General features: G+C 36.1%; 15 protein-coding genes. 6 read left to right on the top strand and 9 right to left on the bottom strand.

Features of this window, described 5'->3' with window-relative positions; genetic code table 11:
- Position 1 precedes the first annotated feature (1 nt).
- The 6 genes from sppA to pcnB all read right to left on the bottom strand — a co-directional run bounded on the left by sppA (position 2) and on the right by pcnB (position 8,646).
- Complete coding sequence (gene sppA, locus ACGH6R_RS05195; protein WP_267352390.1) at positions 2–1,849, bottom strand: signal peptide peptidase SppA; 1,848 nt, start codon at positions 1,847–1,849, stop codon at positions 2–4.
- 14 nt (positions 1,850–1,863) lie between these two features.
- Positions 1,864–2,697, bottom strand: a complete 834-nt coding sequence (apaH, locus tag ACGH6R_RS05190) for a bis(5'-nucleosyl)-tetraphosphatase (symmetrical) ApaH (RefSeq protein WP_411599076.1) — start codon at positions 2,695–2,697, stop codon at positions 1,864–1,866.
- 4 nt (positions 2,698–2,701) lie between these two features.
- Positions 2,702–3,499 carry a 16S rRNA (adenine(1518)-N(6)/adenine(1519)-N(6))-dimethyltransferase RsmA gene (gene rsmA / locus ACGH6R_RS05185; RefSeq protein WP_411599075.1) on the bottom strand — a complete coding sequence of 266 codons (798 nt, stop codon included), beginning with the start codon at positions 3,497–3,499 and terminating at the stop codon, positions 2,702–2,704.
- The gene (gene surA, locus ACGH6R_RS05180) at positions 3,492–4,805 is read right to left on the bottom strand and encodes a peptidylprolyl isomerase SurA (protein ID WP_411599074.1); all 1,314 of its coding nucleotides are present in this window, start codon (positions 4,803–4,805) and stop codon (positions 3,492–3,494) included. The genes rsmA and surA overlap by 8 nt, the downstream gene beginning before the upstream one ends.
- A gap of 74 nt (positions 4,806–4,879) precedes the next feature.
- Positions 4,880–7,237: an LPS assembly protein LptD gene (lptD, locus tag ACGH6R_RS05175; protein WP_411599073.1), complete on the bottom strand. Its 2,358-nt coding sequence runs from the start codon at positions 7,235–7,237 to the stop codon at positions 4,880–4,882.
- A gap of 74 nt (positions 7,238–7,311) precedes the next feature.
- Positions 7,312–8,646 carry a polynucleotide adenylyltransferase PcnB gene (gene pcnB, locus ACGH6R_RS05170; protein ID WP_411589972.1) on the bottom strand — a complete coding sequence of 445 codons (1,335 nt, stop codon included), beginning with the start codon at positions 8,644–8,646 and terminating at the stop codon, positions 7,312–7,314.
- Between the two features lie 462 nt (positions 8,647–9,108).
- On the opposite strand from pcnB, the gene oxyR reads away from it, so the two are divergent.
- Both oxyR and fabR read left to right on the top strand, forming a co-directional pair.
- Positions 9,109–10,035 (top strand): DNA-binding transcriptional regulator OxyR, encoded by a 927-nt coding sequence (oxyR, locus tag ACGH6R_RS05165; RefSeq protein ID WP_267361364.1) that lies wholly within the window; start codon positions 9,109–9,111, stop codon positions 10,033–10,035.
- Positions 10,036–10,080: 45 nt separating this feature from the next.
- Positions 10,081–10,725, top strand: coding sequence for an HTH-type transcriptional repressor FabR (gene fabR / locus ACGH6R_RS05160; protein WP_411599072.1), 645 nt, complete (start codon positions 10,081–10,083; stop codon positions 10,723–10,725).
- A 92-nt stretch (positions 10,726–10,817) separates the two neighbouring features.
- Here the strand turns inward: fabR and pntB are convergent, their stop codons facing one another.
- The gene (gene pntB / locus ACGH6R_RS05155; protein ID WP_411599071.1) at positions 10,818–12,218 is read right to left on the bottom strand and encodes a Re/Si-specific NAD(P)(+) transhydrogenase subunit beta; all 1,401 of its coding nucleotides are present in this window, start codon (positions 12,216–12,218) and stop codon (positions 10,818–10,820) included.
- 15 nt (positions 12,219–12,233) lie between these two features.
- Positions 12,234–13,766 carry a Re/Si-specific NAD(P)(+) transhydrogenase subunit alpha gene (gene pntA / locus ACGH6R_RS05150; protein WP_411599070.1) on the bottom strand — a complete coding sequence of 511 codons (1,533 nt, stop codon included), beginning with the start codon at positions 13,764–13,766 and terminating at the stop codon, positions 12,234–12,236.
- Between the two features lie 575 nt (positions 13,767–14,341).
- Between pntA and ACGH6R_RS05145 the strand changes: the two genes are divergently transcribed.
- Positions 14,342–15,730, top strand: coding sequence for an MFS transporter (locus ACGH6R_RS05145; protein WP_411599069.1), 1,389 nt, complete (start codon positions 14,342–14,344; stop codon positions 15,728–15,730).
- Between the two features lie 47 nt (positions 15,731–15,777).
- Here the strand turns inward: ACGH6R_RS05145 and ACGH6R_RS05140 are convergent, their stop codons facing one another.
- Positions 15,778–16,503: a DUF4198 domain-containing protein gene (locus ACGH6R_RS05140; RefSeq protein WP_411599068.1), complete on the bottom strand. Its 726-nt coding sequence runs from the start codon at positions 16,501–16,503 to the stop codon at positions 15,778–15,780.
- A gap of 379 nt (positions 16,504–16,882) precedes the next feature.
- Between ACGH6R_RS05140 and mukF the strand changes: the two genes are divergently transcribed.
- Genes mukF through mukB form a run of 3 tightly spaced genes read left to right on the top strand, consistent with a single transcriptional unit; the run spans position 16,883 to position 23,401 of the window.
- Positions 16,883–18,205 carry a chromosome partition protein MukF gene (mukF, locus tag ACGH6R_RS05135; protein WP_267352378.1) on the top strand — a complete coding sequence of 441 codons (1,323 nt, stop codon included), beginning with the start codon at positions 16,883–16,885 and terminating at the stop codon, positions 18,203–18,205.
- Positions 18,206–18,248: 43 nt separating this feature from the next.
- A complete protein-coding gene (mukE, locus tag ACGH6R_RS05130) occupies positions 18,249–18,980 on the top strand; it encodes a chromosome partition protein MukE (protein ID WP_363317426.1) in 732 nt (243 codons plus the stop codon).
- Between the two features lie 2 nt (positions 18,981–18,982).
- Positions 18,983–23,401, top strand: a complete 4,419-nt coding sequence (gene mukB, locus ACGH6R_RS05125; protein ID WP_411599067.1) for a chromosome partition protein MukB — start codon at positions 18,983–18,985, stop codon at positions 23,399–23,401.
- The last annotated feature ends 108 nt before the right edge of the window (positions 23,402–23,509 follow it).

The following is a 23,509-nucleotide window of genomic DNA, read 5'->3' as shown; positions in this document are numbered from 1 at the left end:
GTTATTTAACATCAGCACAATTCAGACAATAAATATAGCGATTTTGTTTATCAGTAAATTTATCCCATAAAGAAACTTGTTCACGAATTTGTTTTACTTCAGGAAGTTTTTCAAATAAAACTTCCGCCGTTGATTTTGGTAACATAGCAATCATATCTGAATAAAAAGCGCTAAACCAGTTGACTTCCGGTTTTTGCCAATCAATTCGATAATCAGTTAAATTAGCTAACGTTGCGGCGATTTCAATGGCATCATCAAAATCACCTAGTTTATCTACTAACCCATTTTTAAAGGCTTCTTCACCTAGCCAAACTTGGCCTTGACCAATTTTATCCACTGCTTCTGTGGTCATTTTACGTGATTTTGCCACCAAAGAAATGAATGTACTATAACCATTATCAATATTCATCTGTATGAGTTGATTCATCTCTTCAGGCAAGTTTTTAGCAAAGTTATTATTTGCCAATGGAGAAGTTGACACGCCATCACTATAAACCCCTATATGAGAAAGCGAGTTTTCAAAAGTTGGAATCATTCCAAAAATACCAATAGATCCAGTTATCGTATTAGGGCTAGCAACAATATAATCCGATGCAGTTGAAATCCAGTATCCTCCTGACGCAGCCATACCACCCATTGAAACCACAATAGGAATTTGATATTCATGTAATGCTTCAAGTTCGCTACGAATGGCTTCTGATGCTTCTACACCGCCACCAGGACTATTGACTCTTAACACAACAGCTTGAATGTTATTGTCGGTTAAATTTTCACGAATTGTTCTGAGTTGATCAACAATTTCTTGACTGCCGGCGATATTGCTATCATTTTCACCATCTGAAATCGTACCATTCACAAAAACTATAGAAATAAGCGGTTTAGAAACTGAATTAGTATCCTGTTTTTTATCATCTTTTAATTTGTAGTCATAAATACTGACTTCAGGTAAATCTTTACCTTTTAGAACAAATTCATAAAAATCTTGTTCAAAAAGGTAATCCGATTTTACGAAATCCACTAAACCATTTGATAACGCATACTGACTCATGCTGCCATTAGCCTCGTGCAATCTAGATAGCATGATTTCCGGACTAGGAACCAGTTGTGATGGTGCTTGTTTTCGTTGGGAAGCAATGTCATTTAAATAATTATTCCACATCAATGTTAACCATCTTGTGGTATTCGCTTTTGCTTCAGCAGACATATCATTACGGATAAAAGGCTCGATAGCTGATTTGTAAGTACCAACACGGAAAACATGCGTGTTCACTTTTAAATTATCCAGTAAAGTCTTGTAGTATAGGTTATTAGCAGCAAGCCCATAGACATTAATGGCACCTTGCGGGGTAAGAGAAATTTTATCAGCATAACTTGCTAAATAATATTGGCTTTGATTAAAGTTTGTGCCTGAGGCATAAATGGGTTTATTCGCCTTTTTAAATTTAGTGAGATATTTACCTATATATTGTAGTGAACTCAAATCTGCCCCAACAAAATTATCTAATCTTAATACCATATTTTCTATATTTGGATCTGCGGCAGCTTGATCTATCTTTTGTGTTAATTCAAATAAACTGTTTTCTCGAGCAAGATTTACTCGTTTTCCATATATCTTGTTTTGTAAATGATAAATATCATCATTATAAAGTGTGCTATCAACAATAACACCTTCAAGATCTAAAACTAATGTGCCATTTTGTGGAACGTCGTCTAAACTTTGTGATTCTTTAAATAATGCAATAAAACTTGAAATGAGTAATATGGCAATCAAGAATATAATGTTAAAAAAAAGCTCTCTTAGGAAATTGATAACTTTCCATATGGATTTAATGACGGATAAAACAGACATAGTAAATGACCCTTTCATAATGATTTATCTAATTTTTTAGCTTCAATATTTCTTTTCTTAAAATACTTCTTATCTTCAAATCTTAAACAAGTTAATTTTCCACCCCAACAACATCCCGTATCAAGTGCAAAAATATTTTCCGGCGTACCTTTACCATTCAGTGCCGCCCAATGTCCAAAAACGATACAATATTCAGGCGGTATTTGGCTAGGAATTAAAAACCAGGGTTTAAGTTTGGTTGGCGCTTGCTCAGGTGGTTTTTTATAATAAAAATCAAGTCGACCATCATCATAACAAAATCGCATACGTGTTAACGCATTGGTGGCATAACGTAGACGATCAAAACCTTGTAATTCAGATGACCATTCATCCGGAAAGTTTCCATACATTTTGTCAAGAAAGAGGGGATAAGAATCACTAGATAATATTTTATTGAGATCATGAGCACATTTTTTTAATGTTTCCATATCCCACTGCGGTGAGACACCTGCATGGGTCATAATGATTTTTAACTTTTCATCAATTTGAACTAAAGGCTGTTTACGTAACCAATTCATCAATTCATCATAGTCTGGTGCATTGATCACCTCTTCAAGATTATCTTTCTTTTTAGGCGGCGTAACATTAGCATAAACTGATAACAAATGAAGATCATGATTACCTAATACCAGCCGAATTTGGCTGGTATTCGTTTTGACAAATCTTAAAACTTCTAATGATTTAGGACCTCGTGCTACAAGATCACCGGTTAACCATAACGTATCGGTTGAGGAAAATCCAGCTTTTTCAAGCAATCGCATAAACTCATCATAACAACCATGAATATCACCGATAAGTAAGTTTGCCATGACATCATTTCCATGCGTTGGCAAGCTGGCAATATTGCTGCACAGTTAAATTTTCAGCTCGTAGCGTTGGATCAATATCTAATTCAATGAGTTGTTCTACAGAGAACATATTGGATAAGCTATTACGAATCGTTTTACGCCTTTGATTAAAGGCTTCAGTAGTTAATCGAGAAAGTATCTTAACATCATTAACTAAGTAAGGTTTTTGCTTATAAGGGATTAATTTAACTACCGCCGAATCAACTTTAGGCGCAGGTTTAAAAGCACTCGGAGGAACTTCTAAAACGGGAATGATTTGGCAATAGTATTGTGCCATAACACTCAATCTACCATAATCTTTGCTATTCGGCGCTGCGACCAAGCGTGTAACCACCTCTTTTTGTAGCATAAAATGCATATCAGTGATGATATTTGCAAATTCAAAAAGGTGAAACATTAAAGGTGTGGAAATATTATAAGGTAAATTACCAAACACGCGTAATGGTTTACCTAATTCAGTTGCAAGTATATTAAAGTCATAATTAAGTGCATCTTGTTCGATTATGGTCAACTTGTCAGTTAATAAAGGATTTTGTTTTAGTCTTTCCGCCAAATCACGGTCAATTTCTATGACAGTAAGGTGATCGACAAGTTTACTCACGGGTATAGTTAGTGCTGCAAGACCAGGCCCAATTTCAACAAGTGCCTGATCTTTATTAGGTTGAATTGCGGCAACAATACTTTCAATAATATAATCATCATGTAAAAAGTTTTGCCCAAAACGTTTACGGGCAAAATGTCCTTGGTGAACTCGATTATTCATTATCATCTACACCTTTGATTTTGATATATGCGTCACCTTTTAATTCTTGAATCCAGATTTGAGATTCTTCAGCAAATTTACGATTAAATATAAGTCGATAAGCATGATCTTGTTTTGCTGATTCGGTTTTGTCTGCCTTTCTGGTATCTAGTAGCTGAATTAAATGCCAACCATAAGCAGATTGAACAGGCTGACTGATTTCACCTTTTTTAAGTTTAAGTAATCCATTTTTAAAGCCGGTATCATAACGTTCTGGCATACTCCAACCTAAATTACCGCCGTTATCGGCTGAACCGGGATCTTCAGAATACGCTTTCGCTGCTGCTTCAAAAGTGGTAGCACCACTCACGATTGCTTTTCGAATGTCTGTTAATTTCTGTTTAGCTATTTGGTCTGTAACAAGGACATTTGTTTTAATCAAAATATGACGAGCATCCACTTCTTGAACAGTAATTGCTTTTGGTTTTTCAGTGCGAGTATCATCAACTTTTAAAATATGTAATCCTACCCCAGAACGAATTGGTCCTATGATGCTATCCTTAGGTGCACGAACTAAACGTTCTTCAAATATCGTTGGTAGCTCGTTGAGTTTACGCCACCCCATGTTACCGCCTTTTAAGGCAAGATCATCGTTTGAATATGAGGCAGCCAGTTTAGCAAAATTTTCGCCTTTTTTAGCTCGATTGATTACATCCCGTGCTTTTTCGGTTGCAACATCAACTTGTTGTTTAGACGCTTTCTCAGGAATAGCAATTAAAATGTGACTAATCTTTACGCTTAAATTATTCGTGAGTTGTTTGGTCAAACTTTTTGATAGATTTTCCACTTCTTTGTCAGAAATATTGATACGATGTCTAACTTCATTCATACGGGTTTGATCAATTAGCATATCGTTATGAATACGTTCACGATAAGCTGAATAATTAATTCCCATCGTTGATAACTTACTGCGTAATTGATTGACGGTCATGCCATTTTCACTTGCAATCTGAGCTATTGCTTTAGTTACTTCATCATCACTGACTGTAATTTTAGCTTTAGCTGCTTTTTGTAATATTAAGTTTTCAACAATTAAACGATCAATGATTTGTTGACGAAGTATTTTATCATTCGGTAAATTGTTAGGATTTGTGCTTGCTTTAATGGTTTTAAGCATTTCTTGAACATCACTTTCTAAAATGACGTTATTATTGACAACAGCAGCAACCTGCTCAATAACGCGTGGCGCAGCATTTGCTGTTAAAGGATTAAGCAAACCAATACTTAAACTTAAATTTAACGCAATAATTAGTTTTAATAATTTCATATTTTTAACTCATTTTTTTGCTATAGTGTCATTGCTATAGTAATAAATTAATTGATTATGTTTTTTTGAACAATTTATTCAAACGCTGAGACATAAGGAAGTTTGCCGTAATTTAACATTTTTGCTTTTGCGTCACTTCGGCGTCCAAATCCTTGTAATTCAAAGTTTAAAGACAATTTATTTTCATATTTACTTTTATGCGTATCGATATTCCAATCAGTTAGTTTTCGTCCATATTGCACTGTCATCCCCCAACAACAGTCGCTGTAATGTAATCCAACAAACCCATCGACCATTTGTCCTTTTTTGACATCATGATAATACGATCCAACTGCTGAAAGTGTTTCAGAAAGTGGCCAAGTAGTCATAATACCAGTTTGAGAAATATTTTGCTTATAGTTATTATAAATCGAGTTTAAATCAACCGTATCGATGTATTTATGATTTGCATAACGGTATGATAATTGAATTAATTTATTACTCGAAGGACGATATTCAAAAATACTGTTGGCTAATGATATTGCATCAAGGCGAGTATCATATTGCACCCCACCTCTAAATACAATTTCATCTGAAATTTGCCAAAAGTTGTCTGCTGCCCAAGTTATACTACCAGTATCAGAGTTTCTATCCAATTTGGTATTGTTTTCACTGGTTCTTGATTTAGTAAAATACGTGGTTTGCCCAATCGAAAAATTGAATCGTTCAACTTTATTTATATCATAGAAACGTGTTGTTATACCGGTTGAAATTTTATTAGTAGATGGAATTCGGTCTAGACCGCTATAAGGTTGATCCCTAAATAATCCAATATAGTCTGATTGGAGTAAGGTCGAATCATAATTTAATATATTTGATTGTTTCTTATAAGGTATATAAATGTATTTTACACGTGGCTCTAATGTTTGGGTATAACCCTCAATAAGGGTTGTATCTCGTTCAAAAATAATTTTACCATCAACCGATATTTTGGGTATAAATCGACTGACATTTTTATCAAGATTTTTGAAACGGTTACTATTACTCGGTAAATCCTGATTGTAATAAGTGGCCATAAAACCAGCTTCAGTTGATATCGAAGACCAAGAATTAGTTAACGTATAGTTTAATGTTGGTTCGATATGAGTACGCCAAGTTTTAGGTTCATTTTTCCCTTTGCTAACAAAATGACTGATTTGCGCATAGTTTTTAAATTTAAATGGCCCGAAATCATAATTGTAATAGGTAATATCTAACTGCGGTTGAGTTTGATAAAGATTATCTTTTAAATTAGTACGGAAAGTCTGAAAGTTTAATTGGCTTAATGTAATGTCCCAATTTTCGTCGTTATAACCCAACTGATAAAGCTGAGAAAGGTAACCCGCCGTTGATGAAACATAATCGGAATCTAAATCCGAAAGATATTGGTTATCACTGACACGTGTAGCATTAATTTTTAGTCGCCAATTGTAATTAATCAGTTCATCGTTTTTCCAATAAAATAACCAGCGTTGACGATTATCATCATAATTAATACCATTGGCTTTATTATCACGGTCTTTATTATATTGACTGTCATGTTGTAGCCAATCAAAGGCAAGCGTACCCGCACCAAGTTCGTTAAGATAACGGAACTCAGTTTTTAATTGAAATCCTCTTTTTACTAGGATTCTTGGTTGAAAAGTTGCATCATAGTTAGGTGCAATATTCCAATAAATAGGTAGCGAAAAATCAACGCCATCTTTGTTATTAAAGCTAAGATTCGGCATTAATAACCCTGAGCGTCGTTTATTTCCGGTAGGTAATTGTAAATAAGGTGAATATAAAACAGGTACTTTTCCCACTCGAAAAACCGCATTCCAAACTTCAAGCAATTCTTCTTTGTTGTCATGAATTACGGTTGTACCCTTGATACTCCAAGTATTGTTATCAATAGGACAAGACGTAAAACTACCATTTTTCAAGATCACATAACGATTATTCTCAAGTTTGATTTCATCGGCTTGACCACGACCAAGGCGATTTACCAAATGGTATTTACTTGATGTTATTGCAGTATCGTTATTATTAAGATTCATCGATGCATGATCGCCTTTCATTTGAATTAAATTATCTTGATAATTGATACTGCCATCGAGGGTGACGGTTTGGGTATTATTTTGTGAGTTTATTGTCACTTTATCGGCTTTTATAACCCGATTGCCTTGTTCAATTGATACATTACCCTTGTAAGTGGCTGTATTTGGATAGTTAGCTTCAAATTCGTTTGATTCAGCATTAACCGGTAATGTATTGATATTACCATTGACTAATGGTCGATCAAATCTAGGCACATTATTTAGACATTGAGCGTTATTGCTATCAGATTTTGGCAAAGCAATAGCATAACAAACATTGTTATATAAGGAAAAAACTATGGTTAATGTGATTAGTGATGGCGTTAATTTTTTCATCAATGATTAAAATTAATTATGTTTTTTATAATTAACACATTATAACGGTTATTTATAAAAGTGCGAATGAAAAATTAACGTTTTCCTTTGCGTTTAAATGTTTTATTGAGTTGTTTGACCATGATTACTCGTTTTTCAGGCGATGTAAATTGAAATTCATCCCACCATTTAGCCAGTTCAAGTAATTCGCCTTTTTCAATTGATGCTCGCATTTCTAGAAGATCATAAGCAGCACGAAACTTAGGATTTTCTAAAATTGCAAATGCTCGCTTGCCTTCTCTTTTCTTCATGCGTAGCTGTAAACGCCATATATCGCCCATAATAGAGGTTAACCGTCGAGGGATGGCGAGCACTTTACATTGTTCAGCAAGAACATCGTTAATAGCAACAGAAAAAGCGTCGTGAAATTGCAAACCACCTTCAATACAAGTCAATTGTGTTTGCTCAATAATTGGGTACCAAAAAAATGCAGCAAACAAAAATGCCGGATTAACCCTTTTATTATTAGCAATGCGATAATCGGTATTTTTAAGAACTTGCTCAATGATTTTTTCTAAAAAGCTATTTTGATTATTTGTGAACAATCGGTTAATAGCTGGAAAAAGTTGTTCAAAAAGATGATATTCTTTTAATAATTTATAAGTTGCGTAACCATTTCCCGTTTGTAACAGTTTGAGCGACTCATCAAAAAGTCGAGCAGCTGGAATATTTTTCAATAATGGTGCTAGGTGCTTAATGGGTTTTGCTGTTTGTGCTTCAATTTCCATATCCAATTTAGCGGCAAAGCGTACCGTTCTTAACATCCTGACCGGATCTTCTCGGTAGCGTACTTGAGGATCGCCGATTAAGCGAATTAGACCTTTTTGTAAATCTGCAATACCGCCACAATAATCACGTAAGCTAAAGTCTTTTAAACTGTAATACAGTGCATTTATGGTGAAATCCCGACGGATAGCATCTTGCTCTATGGTTCCGTACACATTATCGCGTAATAACATTCCGGATTGCGAACGTCTAGACATATTGGTTTGATCCAATTGATTATCATGTTCACCACGGAAAGTTGCCACTTCAATAATTTCTTTACCAAACATAATATGGGCAAGTCTAAAACGTCTGCCAACTAAACGGCAATTACGGAAAATCTTTTGTATTTGTTCTGGTGTCGCATTGGTTGTAATATCAAAGTCTTTTGGCTTTTTGCCTAAAAGAAGATCCCGAATACACCCTCCAACTAAATAAGCCTCATACCCTTGTTTATTTAATCGATGAAGTACTTTAAGCGCATTTTCACTTATCTCTTTGCGAGAGATATTATGTTCATTACGAGGAATGGACACATAATGTGATTCAGGGTGTTTATCATGGCAAAACATTTTACGATAAAAGCGGGAAACTTGTTTAAAAATAGCGCACCTCAAAATTTGTTATAAATTGTAAACCAAATATAATACCGAATTATAGCCTAATTGAATTTAACTTTCCACGGCTCAAACCAATAACTATTAAGTAATCATTAAACTCCTTGAATAAGTCGTCGTAAAACAGTCAATGATTTTTCTATCTGATTTTTTTAAATACAATTATCAAAAATAACATTTATTTATATAGTACAATATAGTAATATCGTTCAATCAAAACGACTTATTTAATTTCGTTTGTATCTATGTAATATCATGGAACTGATTATAATTATTTAAACTTATACTTGAATTTTTTTGAGTTAATTGTAGGGAAACAATAATTTCCAGCAACAGACACAACGTTAAAACATGATTACAAGACATTTTTACCGTTAATTTTTATACTGCAATTAAGTTCCCAAAATCACTTGAGTATATACTATTAACTGATAACTTATCGGGGGCATTATGAATATTCGTGATTTAGAATATTTTGTTTCTTTAGCTGAATTCCGGCATTTTCGTAAAGCAGCTGATGCTTGTAATGTAAGTCAACCAACCTTAAGTGGACAGATCAGAAAATTGGAAGATGAACTTGGCGTAATGTTGTTAGAACGCACTAGTCGCAAGGTTTTATTTACTCAAACTGGCATGATGCTTGTAGAACAAGCCAAAGAGATATTACGTAATATCCAAATTTTGAAAGAGATGGCAAGCCGCCAAGGTGAAGAGATGTCAGGGCCAATGCATATTGGATTAATTCCCACCATTGCACCTTATTTATTGCCTCATGTCATCACGGTTTTACATGAATCTTTTCCTCAATTAGAACTTTATTTGCACGAAGCTCAAACGGCCAATATTGTTGCACAACTTGAAAGTGGTAAACTTGATTGTGCGATTGTTGCTCAAGTTAAAGAGACAGCACAATTTATTGAGTTACCTTTATTTGATGAACCAATGTTCTTAGCTGTACCTACAAATAGCGATTTAGCTAATCAAAAAACCATCAAGCTTTCAGATTTGAAAGGGCAAAAATTCCTCATGTTAGAAGACGGACACTGTCTACGTGAACACGCTATGGGTTATTGTTTCCAAGTTGGAATCGACGAAGACAAGCAATTTAAAGCAACAAGTCTTGAGACTTTACGCAGTATGATTTCAGCCGGTCGTGGAATTACTTTATTTCCTGAGTTAGCCGCGCCAAACGAGCGAACTCGTGATAATATTTGTTATATCCCTTGTACTGATCCTGTTCCTTCACGAAGTATTGAGCTGATTTATCGACCAGGTTCACCATTACGGTCTCGTTATGAAACCATTGCTAAAACAATTCGTGATCATATGCCAAAAGTATTTGCTGAAAAAGAAAAATTACTTAACGTGGCGAAATAATTATTTTAGAACGAATCAATTTATTTAAAGTTATTAAAAATAAAAATGAAAAATAGCAAATCAGGTGGCGTGCGTGCAAAACAAAAAGAAAAAACACGCCGTAGCTTAATCGATGCAGCATTTAATCAACTTAACGCAGAGCAAGGTTTTGCAAGTTTAAGTTTGCGTGAAGTTGCACGTGAAGCAGGTATTGCAGCGACCTCTTTTTACCGTCATTTTCGAGATATGGATGAGTTAGGTTTAGCAATGGTTGACGAAAGTGGTCTAACACTTCGTCAATTATTACGTCAAGCTCGAAAACGTATTGAGAAAGGAGGCAGTGTCTTACGCACCTCTGTCACAACTTTCATTGAGTTTATTGATAAAAATCCGAAAGTTTTTTTATTATTACTACGTGAAAAAGCCGGAACCTCATCAGCTTTTCGCTCCGCTATCGCTCGCGAAATACAACATTTTATTGTTGAACTGGTTGATTATCTTGATAATGCCAATAACATGCCCCATTACTATAATGAAGCTCAAGCAGCGGCAATGGTAACCATTGCATTTAATGCGGGTGCCGAAGCAATTGATTTTGATATCGTTCAACGTCAGGAACTCATCGAAGATCTTATATTTCAACTTCGTATGGTTTCACGTGGCGCCTATTATCTTTATCATAAAGAACAAATTAAACTCGAAAATCGCTAATTTAATTTTTTTATTTAATAAAACCTATAATTTGGTTATAAAAAAACTGCGGTTTAAACCGCAGTTAAATAAAATGATTTAATCAATAATCATTACAGATTCTGTAATACTTTTTCAACACTATCTTTCGCATCGCCAAATAACATATAGCTATTTTCTTTAAAAAATAGTGGGTTTTGTACGCCTGCATAACCCGTATTCATTGAACGTTTAGAAATAATCACCGTTTTCGCTTTCCAAACTTCAAGTACAGGCATGCCTGCGATAGGGCTATTTGGATCTTCTTCTGCCGCAGGGTTAACCGTATCATTTGCACCAATGACCCAAACAACATCTGTATCAGGAAAATCATCATTGATTTCGTCCATTTCTAGTACGATATCATAAGGGACTTTAGCTTCTGCTAATAATACATTCATGTGACCTGGTAAACGTCCTGCAACGGGGTGAATCCCGAATCTCACTTCAATTCCCATACCACGTAGTTTTTCTGTAATATTACTGACAGCGCCTTGTGCTTGCGCAACTGCCATACCATAACCCGGAACAATAATGACAGAACGCGCTTCTTTTAACGTTTGTGCAACTTCAGCAGGTTGCATTTCACGATATTCACCTTGTTCTTCATCAGTAGTGTTAGCTGAGCTACCGTCAGTACCAAAACCGCCTGCAATAACGCTAATGAAAGAGCGATTCATTGCTTTACACATAATATAAGAAAGAATGGCGCCTGAAGAACCAACTAATGCGCCGGTAACAATTAATAAATCATTACTTAGCATAAATCCGGCAGCGGCGGCAGCCCAACCTGAATAGGAGTTTAACATCGAAATAACCACAGGCATATCTGCACCACCGATAGATGCAACAAGGTGGAAGCCAAATACGAATGCAATAATGGTCATGGCAAGTAAGCAGACCAGTGCGCCAGCGCCTGTTTTTAGCTCAATGAACGTAAACATTAAAATGATTGAGACAACAATTGCAGCTAAATTCCAATAATGTTTATTTGGAATAGATAACGGTTTTGAGCTAATGCGTCCATTAAGTTTGCCAAATGCGACAATAGAACCTGAGAATGTTACTGCACCAATAAAGATACCGACAAAAATCTCGACTAAATGGACGGTCATTTCACTACTATGGTATATCAGTATTGCACTATTTAAATCTAAAAAGCTATTTAAACCAACAAGTACTGCTGCCATCCCAACAAAGCTATGAAGTAATGCCACCAGTTCAGGCATTTGCGTCATTTCGACTTTTTTGGCTAGGTATAAACCAATAGCAGCACCCAGAATCATGGCAATAATGATCCAATGCAATCCACCTTTAATACTTGCAACGGCAGCAATAAGTGCAATAGTCATGCCGATCATACCGTAAATATTACCAGATTTAGCTGTCTCTTGATTTGAAAGTCCACGTAGACTAAATATAAAAAGTAATGCAGCAATCACATAGGCTGCTTGAATAATTCCATTACTGAACATTATTGATACTCCCCTCTATTTGCCACGTTGGAACATTTTTAGCATTCTTTGAGTAACAAAGAATCCACCAAAAATATTGATGCTAGCAATCAAAATAGCTACAAAGGCAATGGCAGTCGTTAAACCATTATCATCACCAATTTGCAATATGGCACCGACTAAAATAATGCCTGAAATCGCATTTGTTACAGACATAAGTGGTGTATGTAAAGAGTGGGTGACATTCCAAACAACGTAATAACCCACAACACAGGATAAGGCAAAAACAGTAAAATGCCCTAAAAAGCTTTCCGGAACTGAATTAGCAATCCAAAAATAGGCGATGATTAACAGAGCCAGAATTCCAAATTTTTTTTGTGGTGCCATTTGTTTCGGTTCGGGTTTTACAACAGGCGTTGTCGCTTTTTGTTGCGGTTGAGCCGACACTTGTATTGGTGGTGCAGGCCAAGTGATTTCTTTATCTTTAACCACTGTCACACCACGAATAACAACATCATCAAAGTTGATATCAATATTGCCGTCTTTCTCTTTAGCGAGCAGTTTTAGCAAATTAACAATATTCGTACCATAAAGCTGTGAGGCTTGTGCAGGCATACGATTAGCTAAATCAGTATAACCAACGATTTTAACGTTATTATTGGTTTCAAAAACTTTACCTGGTTTGGTTAATTCGCAGTTACCACCTGTTAGTGCCGCTAAATCTACAATCACACTACCTGGTTTCATTGATTCTACCATTTCTTTAGAAATCAACTTCGGCGCAGGTTTACCGGGGATAAGAGCGGTTGTGATGATGATATCCACATCTTTGGCTTGTTCAGCAAATAAAGCCATTTCAGCTTCAATAAAAGCTGCTGACATTTGTTTTGCATAGCCGTCGCCTGAACCGGCTTCTTCTTCAAAATCTAATTCTAAAAAATCAGCGCCCATACTATTAATTTGTTCGGCAACTTCAGGGCGAGTATCAAATGCCCGAACAATTGCACCTAAACTCACCGCTGCACCGATTGCAGCAAGACCGGCAACACCGGCACCAATGACTAAAACTTTTGCTGGTGGGACTTTACCTGCAGCGGTAACTTGACCGGTAAAAAAACGACCAAATTGATTTGCCGCTTCAATAACTGAACGATAACCAGCGATGTTAGACATTGAACTTAATGCATCAAGTGATTGTGCTCGTGAAATACGTGGCACACAATCCATTGCCATGACTGTTATGTTTTTGGCAGCAAGTTTTTCCAATAACTCTTTATGCTGAGCAGGATAAATATAGCTAATGAGAGTTGATCCTTCTTTCATCAACGCGATTTCTTCATCAGTTGGTGCGTGAAATTTAAGAATTAAGTCATTTTGCCAAATATCTTGAGTATTTTGAATTGTGGCTCCAGCATCAATGAAAGCTTGGTCTTCGAAATGAGCAGCATGTCCAGCACCTTGTTCAACTGAAACTGTAAAACCAAGTTTTAACAGTTGTCCAACAGTTTGTGGTGTAGCAGCAACTCTTGCTTCATTGGCTAACCGTTCTTTAGGTATACCGATATGCATTGCGTTACGTCCTTATGTTAAGTGAGCTTGTAAATGTTTCTCGATTTTAGCATAAATTAGCGACGGTGCGAGTAGGGAATTTATTTTTTATTATCGAAATATTAATATTAAATTTAATAATAATTGGATTTTAAATCTGTGAATTAAAATTAAAATATTTACCCTGCAACCAATGTGATTAAATCTTTTTGATAGTGAACTAATTAAGGAAGAAATAGATGTGTTAGTTTACCTAAAATTGATCATTCCTTCTACTGATAGCTTTGCATTTATTAGAAAGAAAACAGGTTTAGTTGGCTTGTGATTCATCGTATAAAACTTGGAATTTATCAGAATATTCAATAAAAATAGTTCAATTAAAAAGATTTATGGAAAAATCAGTAAATAATGCTGGCGAGATAAAACGTTAACCTATCCCAATTGATATTAAATCGTTGGGATTTTTAGTGTCAGTCTTATAAACACAAAACAGTGTTGTTTTGATTTATACGTAACAATTAATAGCTCTGTAATTTGCTGTTGAGGTTATGGTAAAACCAAGTATTGTCCAATAATAAGTATTAACGAGGTAAAATATGGCCGAATTAAGCCAGAAAAAAAATAGTATGCTAACATTAATGTTTGCATTGCTTGCTGCTTGTGTAGCATTTCAACTCAATGCGAGTATGTTAAGCCCAGTATTAGTCACTATTGCTAAAGAATTAGGTTCTAACGACGCTCAAGTCGGATTATCCCAAACCGCTTTTTTTACCTCTGCTGCACTGTTTTCATTATTTTTACCCCGTTTAAGTGATATAAAAGGTCGTAAAAAAGTCTTAACGATTATGTTGTTTATTATGACATTAGGTACGGTGCTTGCAGCGGTTGCACCGAATATCGTTGTATTATATATTGCGCGAATTATTCAAGGTGTATCAGGGCCAGTCGTTCCACTTTGTTTACTGATGCTCAGTCATGAAGTTAAAGATGTCAAAAAATATGGCATGTTAATGGGCATAGTGACTGCTGTAAATGGCGGTATTGCTGGCATAGATGCAATTGCCGGCGGTCTGCTTGCAACTTATTGCGGTTTTCGTTCGGTGTTTTGGGTTATTGCGATTTCCGCAGCGCTATCTACCTATTTTGTTCATCGTTATGCACCTGAGTCTAAACCTTCTGAAGGAACCAAAATGGATTGGTTAGGCGTGCTGTTCATTGTGCTTACCGTTGCTGCATTGTTACTAGCGCTAAATGAAGCAGGGAATTTAGCCCTTGCCAACTGGTTTAAAGTCATAGGATTAACTATTTTTGCTGGTATCTGTTTTATTCTATTTTGGAAAACAGAAAAAACCAGTAAACAACCATTAGTAACGATAGTACATTTAAAAACCAGAGCAACTTGGGCAATATTGTTAACCACACTATTAACTATGACAGGGATTTTTGCCGTCGTTAATGGGTTAGTGATGTCATTAGCGCAAAATACTGAAATCGGATTTGGTTTAGAAGCTGATTGGGCTTCACTTATTTTATTAACACCTTATGCCTTAATTGGGTGGTTGATAGGGCCATTTTCTGGACGTTTGGCGCCAAGTTTAGGTTACAATAAGGTACTTAAATTAGGTTTAATAGGATGTGTCATTAGTCAATTAATGATCATGTTCTACGGGATTGATTCACTACCGATATTAATTATTGGTGTTATTGCATTAGGTATTTTTTATGCAGGAATGGCGAATATCATTTTAAATGGTCTTGGTATAGTCTTATCGCCTAAAGAAAACTTAGGTTTTCTGCCAGGCATGAATGCAGGGGCTTTTAATTTAGGTGCAGGATTAAGTTTTGCTTTATTGCCTGCTGTACAAATGATAAGTGGTTATACCGTTAAGGGTTATTTTAATGGAATGTTATTAGGATTAATCATTACAATTTTAGCCTTAGTTTGTAGTTTCTTTATTCCTCGACCTGTCGAAGCTGAAGTATAAAATCAAGATAAAAACGGGATTTTTTAATCCCGTTTTTATTGTTTAAATTAATCTTCTTCTGGCATGAGTGTAAAAACTAGTGTTGTAAAAAATTTTTCTTGAGTCGCAAGTTGGCTATCTTTTAGGGGAAAACCTATTTCGACACCTACTACGTTTAAGCCTTGATTAGGAATAGTAATGGTCGCTTGACCTTTATCATCAGTTGTAACCGTTTTATCTAAATTATTAACGACATCGATAATAACAGCAGTATTTGTTAATGGCTGACCATCTTTATACACCGTTACGAGTAAATTATCACCGCGTTTTAATTGAGTTGGATCAACTGCTGGTACTATTTGTAACGGAATATCTTCAACCCGTTTAGGTGCGTTGACGGATGATAAATAATTGACACTGTATTTAATGGCATGGGTTCCTTTACTCGCTCCTTCTACTTTATTCATCGGAAGATTAACATATTTACCCTGTGCATTTTTAGTCCAATAACCATAATCAAAACTAACCGTTACAACAGCGGTATTTTCTGTCGGTTCAACGGTCACATAATTTTGATGTTTTTTTTGATTAATCGGTAAAGAAGTCCAATTACCATTATAAGCATGAATCTTTTTTACATATTCCGTTTGATAACCATTATCTAACGGGCCTTCACCTAAAACGATTTGCTTTTGATCAACCCGATTAGCGATCCAAATACCATGAGCAGAAAGCGATTGTGATATCATACAAGTAACACTTCCTGATAAGATGAGTACAAATAATTTACGCATGATAAAAATCCTTATATTTTATGAAAATGATAATCATTATCATATCGATATAAAAAAAGTCAATGCTATTTGTGTAATTATTGATCATCAAAAAATGTTTAATATGATAATTAAATATAAAATATGTTTTGTTCGTTTTTGATCGCTTTAGTAATAAAATAATTGCATTACAATTCTTGAATATAAATAACCAAATTATGTTTTTATTTTTTTGATATATAAAAACATATTATGAATAACAAATCTTAAACTTGCTATTTTTAACTATTACAATTTGTTATATAATCAAAAGTATTTTGTCCTTAACGCAATATATTGTCTTACTCATTTATATTTAGGGCGCATTCAACAATTGAGCATCTATTATTAAGGAACCACTATGATGGATTTTTCCCAATCAGTGCCAGAACTGGTCTCTTGGGCAAAAAAAAATGATTTTTCAATTAATTTGCCAGTTGAACGGCTCGCTTTTTTATTGGCGATAGCCGTCTTAAATAGCGAACGCTTTGATGGTGAAATGACTGAATCTGAATTAATTGATGCTTTCAGGCATGTATCACAAATTTTTGAACAGAGTGAAGATACCATTGCTGTTCGAGCAAATAATGCCATTAATGATTTAGTACGCCAGCGATTAATTACGCGTTTTGCTAGCGAAATGACGGATGGTTATTCAATTTATCGTTTGACGCCTTTGGGAATAGGCATTTCGGATTACTATATTCGTCAACGAGAATTTTCTACGTTACGTTTATCAATTCAGCTTTCTATTGTTGCTCAAGAGCTAAAACGTGCGGCTGATGCAGCACTAGAAGGTGGTGATGATCTTCACTGGCATCGTAACGTTTTTGCACCCTTGAAATACTCCGTTGCAGAGATTTTTGATAGTATTGATATTACCCAACGGGTAATGGATGAGCAACAAGCGGATGTAAAACAAAATATTTCGGCATTATTAAGCCAAGATTGGCAAGCAGCAATTAGTAGTTGTGAAGGCTTACTCACTGAAACGTCACAAACATTACGAGAATTGCAAGATACACTCGCCGCTGCAGGCGATAAACTCCAAGCAAGTCTGCTCTTGATTCAAGATGCAACCATGGATAATCCTGAACTTGATAAAATCAATAATGTGGTTATGGATTTACAAGGCAAACTTGATCGTATTATTGGCTGGGGACAAAAGGCGATTGATCTTTGGATTGGTTATGATCGCCATGTTCATAAATTTATCCGAACCGCTATTGACTTAGATAAAAATAGAGTCTTTTCACAGCGATTACGTAAATCAATACAAGGCTATTTCGATTTACCATGGTCACTTATTTTTGCCAATGCTGATCGCCTACTTGATATGCGTGATGAAGAACTTGCACTACATGAAGCAGAAGTAACAGGTGAATTACCGTCAGAACTTGAATTTGAAATGATTGAAGAGATTCAAGAACACATTATTGCCCATATCGAACAAAATTTATTGGTCTTCAAACAAGAAAATAAACCACTGGATATGAGTATCGCTATTCATAGTTATCTAGCACAGTTCCCTCGAGAACAACATTTTGATATTGCAAGATTATTTATCGATCAGGCTATTCGTTTAGGGATTGCCGAAAATGATTTACTCGGTATCCCAGCCGAATGGAAACCTATTAACGATTATGGAGCTAAGGTACAAGCACATGTCATCAACAGATACTAAAGATTTAGAATTAGAACAAACAGCTCATCATCTTGATGAAGTCATGGGGCGCATTGCGGCAAGTTCCCAAGCATCTATCGATAAATATATGCCCGTTAAATTAGCACAGGCAATTGCCAATCCCCTTTTTCCTGAGCTTGATAGTTTATTGCGTTCCGGACGTCATATCGGTATAGATGAACTCGATAATCACGCCTTTTTAATGGATTTTCAACTTGAACTGGAACAATTTTATCAACGTTATAATGTCGAATTAATTCGTGCACCAGAAGGTTTTTTTTACCTTCGTCCTCGTTCAACAACATTAATTCCCCGTTCGGTATTATCAGAACTTGATATGTTAGTTGGTAAAGTCCTTTGTTACTTATATCTCAGTCCTGAACGGCTAGCGCATGAAGGTATTTTTACCTTACAAGAACTCTTTGACGAACTTGTTTCGTTAGCGGATGAAAGTAAATTACTTAAATTAGTTAATCAACGGTCGACTGGATCAGATTTGGATCGACAAAAGCTATTTGATAAAGTCAAAACGGCACTTAATCGATTACGTCGTTTAGGCATGATATTTTTTATTGTAGGAAATGACAGTAGCCGTTTTCGTATCAACGAATCTATCTTCCGTTTTGGTGCAGACGTGCGTAGTAGTGATGATGCACAAGAAGCGCAATTACGTTTAATTCGAGACGGTGAAGCAATCAAAATCGAATCATCGCTTATCCTAGACGATGATAATAACGAAGAACAAGAAGAAGATGTTAATGAGGAGATTGAATAATTATGATTGGACACGGTAAGTTTCACTCATTAACCCTAATAAACTGGAATGGTTTTTTTGCCAGAACATTTGAATTAGATCAACTTGTCACCACGCTTTCAGGGGGGAATGGGGCAGGTAAATCCACAACCATGGCGGCGTTTGTGACCGCATTAATTCCTGATTTAACACTATTACACTTTCGAAATACTACTGAAGCCGGTGCAACATCAGGATCACGTGATAAAGGTCTACACGGTAAATTAAAACCTGGCGTTTGTTATTCCATGCTCGATGTCATTAACTCACGTAATCAGCGAATTATATGCGGTGTTCGATTACAGCAAGTGGCTGGGCGTGATAAAAAAGTCGATATCAAACCTTTTCTATTACAAGGTTTACCTGTTGGCATTAGCCCAACTGAACTGGTAACCGAACGTTTAAATGATAAACAAGCAAGAATTTTATCCTTGCCTGAATTAAAAGATAAAGTCGAAACAATAGAAGGCGTTATCTTTAAGCAATTTAATTCAATTACCGATTATCATTCGGTTATGTTTGACTTTGGTGTATTACCTAAGCGCTTACGTTCCTCATCCGATCGTAGTAAATATTACCGATTGATTGAAGCGTCACTATATGGTGGTATTTCAAGTGCGATTACTCGCTCACTTCGTGATTACTTACTTCCTGAAAATAGTGGTGTACGTAAAGCGTTTCAGGATATGGAAGCGGCACTTCGTGAAAACCGAATGACACTAGAAGCTATTCGGGTGACTCAATCTGACCGAGACCTATTTAAACATCTTATCACTGAATCAACCGATTATGTGGCTGCGGATTATATGCGTCATGCTAACGAGCGTCGTGTACATATTGAATCGGTGCTGGGTTTGCGTCGTGATATGTTTAAAACACAAGATTTGCTCATTAGTAACCAGTTCCGCCAAGTTGAAATGGCAAAAGAACTTAAAGAGTTTCAAGATGCACAAAGTGACTTAGAAACCGACTTACAAGCAGCCAATGATCACCTTAATTTAGCGCAAACAGCGCTACGCCAACAAGAAAAAATTGACCGTTATCAAGCCGATTTAGATGATCTCAATTTAAAACTTGAAGAGCAAAATGAAGTTGTACTTGAAGCAAATGAACAGTATCAAACTTATCGAGATCAAGTCGAACACACCGAACGCGAAGTGGATGAAATCAAAACGCAATTAGCGGATTATCAACAAGCGCTTGATGTACAACAAACCCGTGCCATTCAATATCAACAAGCTTTGCAAGCACTAAAAAATGCTCAATCTTTATGTCAATTACCCAAATTAGGCATAAGCAATATCGAAAATCATTTTGAGATTTTTGAAGAAAAACAAAAAGAAATAACTGATCAAGTGCTTGAAATGGAGCAAAGACTCAGTGTTTCTGATGCAGCGATAAATCAATTTGATCGGGCATATCAATTAGTGGTGAAATTAGTCGGCGATGTTGTTCGTAGTGATGCTTGGCGTGCAGCCAAAGAAGCATTAAGACAATGGCCGTCACAATGTTATCAAGCTGAACAAGCAGAACATTTACAACTCCAACTTGATGAATTAGAACAACGCTTTTTTGAACAAAAAGAAGCCGAATCACTATTAACCCAATTCTGTAAACGTTTTGGTCGCCAAATTGAATATGATCAACTTGACGAGTTGAAACAAGAACTTGAAATACAACTTGATGAAAACGCAATATTGGCCAATGAATCAAGTGAAAAACGAATCGAATTCAGACAAGAACTTGAACAAATTCAATCCAAAATAGCGGATTATCGACAAAAAGCACCAATGTGGATAAAAGCACAAGATGCCTTAATTGCCCTACAAGAGCAAACTGGACAAAGCTTTACCCACAGTCAAGCTGTTACGCAACATATGCAACAGCTACTTGAACAAGAACGCGCATTAGTTACAGAACGCGATCAGATAACCTTCAAACGAAATCAATTAGATACTCAAATTGAACAACTTAATCAACCAAGTGGGGTTGATGATGGTCGTTTATCTGCATTAGCTGAGCGATTTAATGGTGTATTACTTTCTGAAATTTACGAAGATGTCACCATTGATGATGCACCTTACTTCTCAGCGTTATATGGTCCATCACGTCAAGCAATTGTGGTGCCGGATTTGTCGCAAGTTAAAGCACAACTTGAAAATCTGACCACCAGTGAAGAAGATTATCCAGAAGATATCTATTTTATTGAAGGTGATCCATCCTCATTTGATGATAGTGTTTTTGATTGTGAAGAGATGAATAAGGCTGTATTAGTTAAAACAGGTGAACGCCAATGGCGCTTCTCCAGTTTTCCAAAAGTTCCGTTATTTGGGCGAGCAGCACGTGAAATTCATCTTGAAAAACTATCATTAGAGCGAGATGAACTGCATGAACGTTATGCTAACCTCTCATTTGATTTACAAAAATTACAACGTATTGAACAAAATGTTGGTCAATTTATTGGTGAATATTTATCGGTTGCCTTTGATATCGATCCCGAAGCTGAAGCGCAAAAATTAGCGACAAGACGCAATGAAATTGAACGTCAATTAACATCACAAGAATCGATTGATAAACAAAATCAACAGCAAGTTGCCAATTGTAAAGAGCAATTAGTGACAGTAAACCGATTAGTTGCTCAAATGCATTTACTGGCTGATGATGATTTAGCGGATAGAGTAGATGAATTGCGTGAACAGGTTGCTGAAGCACAAGATGCGGCGCAATACGTCAGCCGTCATCGCCATACAGTTTCTGAGCTTGAACCGTTAGTTGCTGTATTACAAAGTGATCCTGAGCAAAACGAAGCATTACGTGAACAATACAACATCGTTAAAGCACAGCAACACACTATTCGCCAGCAAGTCTTTGCACTTACGGAAGTGATGCAACGCCGGGCTCACTTTAGTTACGAAGATTCAGCTGGAATGTTGAATGAAAATACTGATTTGAACGAAAAATTGCGCGCTCGATTAGAAATTGTTGAAGCACAAAGAACTGAAGCACGCAGTCAAATGCAGCAATATCAAGATAAGTATAATCAATATAATCAAACGTTAGCTTCACTAAAAAGCGCCTTTGAAACTAAACGAGATATGCTTAATGAACTGCATAAAGAAATAGATCAAATTGGTGTGAAAGCGGATGCGATCACTGAAGAACGTGCTCGAGCTCGTCGTGATGAAATTCATCAAAAACTGAATAGTAATCGTCAACATTGTACTTCGCTTGAAAAGCAGCTCATTATGTGTGAAAGCGAAATGACCCAAATGCAAAAACGACTTGCTCAAACACTGCGAGATTATAAACAGCTAAGAGAACAAGTTGTTGAAGCTAAAGCAGGGTGGTGCTTAGTATTACGTCTAGTTAAAGAAAACAGTGTTGAACGCCGATTACATCGTCGTGAACTGGCATATTTAAGTGCAGATGAACTACGTTCAATGTCGGATAAAGCGTTAGGTTCACTACGTTTAGCGGTCAACGATAACGAGCACTTACGTGATGTATTGAGATTATCCGAAGATCCAAAACGACCAGAACGTAAAATTCAATTTTACATTGCGGTTTATAAACATCTTCGTGAGCGAATTCGCCAAGATATCGTTAAAACGGATGACCCAATTGAAGCCATTGAACAAATGGAAATTGAATTATCACGATTGACCGAAGAATTAACTTCACGTGAGCAACAGTTAGCGATCAGCTCAAAAAGTGTGGCAAATATTATCCGTAAAACTATTCAGCGTGAACAAAACCGTATCCGTATGCTTAACCAAGGTTTGCAAGCGGTGGCATTTGGACAGGTGAATGGTGTACGATTAAATGTCACGATTCGTGAAGCTCACTCATCACTGTTAGCGGCATTAGCCGATGACCAGAACGAGCATCAAGATCTCTTCAGCAATAACCGCATAACCTTCTCTGAAGCGTTAGCAAAACTTTATCAACGTTTAAATCCTCATATCGATATGGGACAACGAACCGCACAAAATATTGGTGAAGAATTACTTGATTACCGCAACTATCTAGAAATGGATGTTGAAGTTAATCGGGGGGCAGATGGTTGGTTACGTGCTGAAAGTGGTGCATTATCAACCGGTGAAGCAATCGGTACCGGTATGTCAATACTATTAATGGTTATACAAAGTTGGGAAGAAGAATCCAAACGCTTACGTAATAAAGACATCTCACCATGTCGTTTATTATTCTTGGACGAAGCCGCTCGACTTGATGCCAAGTCTATTGCCACACTCTTTGAACTTTGTGAACGGTTAGAAATGCAGCTTATTATTGCTGCACCTGAAAACATTAGTCCAGAAAAAGGTACAACCTACAAACTGGTACGTAAAGTGATAAACAATCAAGAACATGTTCATGTGGTTGGATTAAAAGGCTTTGCATAACGGAATACTGGATTGATTTATACCACCTCTTTATTGATGAAAGTCGATAAAGAGGTTATTGTCTGATATTAAATTCCTCAATTAGCTTTTAATAAAAAGAATATCAAA

Origin of the sequence: Gilliamella sp. CG13, from assembly GCF_046635805.1 — a bacterium.
In the GTDB taxonomy this organism is placed as follows: Bacteria; Pseudomonadota; Gammaproteobacteria; order Enterobacterales; family Orbaceae; genus Gilliamella; species Gilliamella apicola_I.
This window is presented reverse-complemented; position numbering and strand designations above follow the sequence as displayed.

What these genes read in the sequence shown, in the direction of transcription:
- ACGH6R_RS05140 (WP_411599068.1), bottom strand. Translation starts at nt 16,503, where the DNA reads ATGCGTAAATTATTTGTACTCATCTTATCAGGAAGTGTTACTTGTATG.
- pntB (WP_411599071.1), bottom strand. Translation starts at nt 12,218, where the DNA reads ATGTTCAGTAATGGAATTATTCAAGCAGCCTATGTGATTGCTGCATTA.
- surA (WP_411599074.1), bottom strand. Translation starts at nt 4,805, where the DNA reads ATGAAATTATTAAAACTAATTATTGCGTTAAATTTAAGTTTAAGTATT.
- mukF (WP_267352378.1), top strand. Translation starts at nt 16,883, where the DNA reads ATGATGGATTTTTCCCAATCAGTGCCAGAACTGGTCTCTTGGGCAAAA.
- apaH (WP_411599076.1), bottom strand. Translation starts at nt 2,697, where the DNA reads ATGGCAAACTTACTTATCGGTGATATTCATGGTTGTTATGATGAGTTT.
- rsmA (WP_411599075.1), bottom strand. Translation starts at nt 3,499, where the DNA reads ATGAATAATCGAGTTCACCAAGGACATTTTGCCCGTAAACGTTTTGGG.
- fabR (WP_411599072.1), top strand. Translation starts at nt 10,081, where the DNA reads ATGAAAAATAGCAAATCAGGTGGCGTGCGTGCAAAACAAAAAGAAAAA.
- pntA (WP_411599070.1), bottom strand. Translation starts at nt 13,766, where the DNA reads ATGCATATCGGTATACCTAAAGAACGGTTAGCCAATGAAGCAAGAGTT.
- lptD (WP_411599073.1), bottom strand. Translation starts at nt 7,237, where the DNA reads ATGAAAAAATTAACGCCATCACTAATCACATTAACCATAGTTTTTTCC.
- oxyR (WP_267361364.1), top strand. Translation starts at nt 9,109, where the DNA reads ATGAATATTCGTGATTTAGAATATTTTGTTTCTTTAGCTGAATTCCGG.
- ACGH6R_RS05145 (WP_411599069.1), top strand. Translation starts at nt 14,342, where the DNA reads ATGGCCGAATTAAGCCAGAAAAAAAATAGTATGCTAACATTAATGTTT.
- sppA (WP_267352390.1), bottom strand. Translation starts at nt 1,849, where the DNA reads ATGTCTGTTTTATCCGTCATTAAATCCATATGGAAAGTTATCAATTTC.
- mukB (WP_411599067.1), top strand. Translation starts at nt 18,983, where the DNA reads ATGATTGGACACGGTAAGTTTCACTCATTAACCCTAATAAACTGGAAT.
- mukE (WP_363317426.1), top strand. Translation starts at nt 18,249, where the DNA reads ATGGGGCGCATTGCGGCAAGTTCCCAAGCATCTATCGATAAATATATG.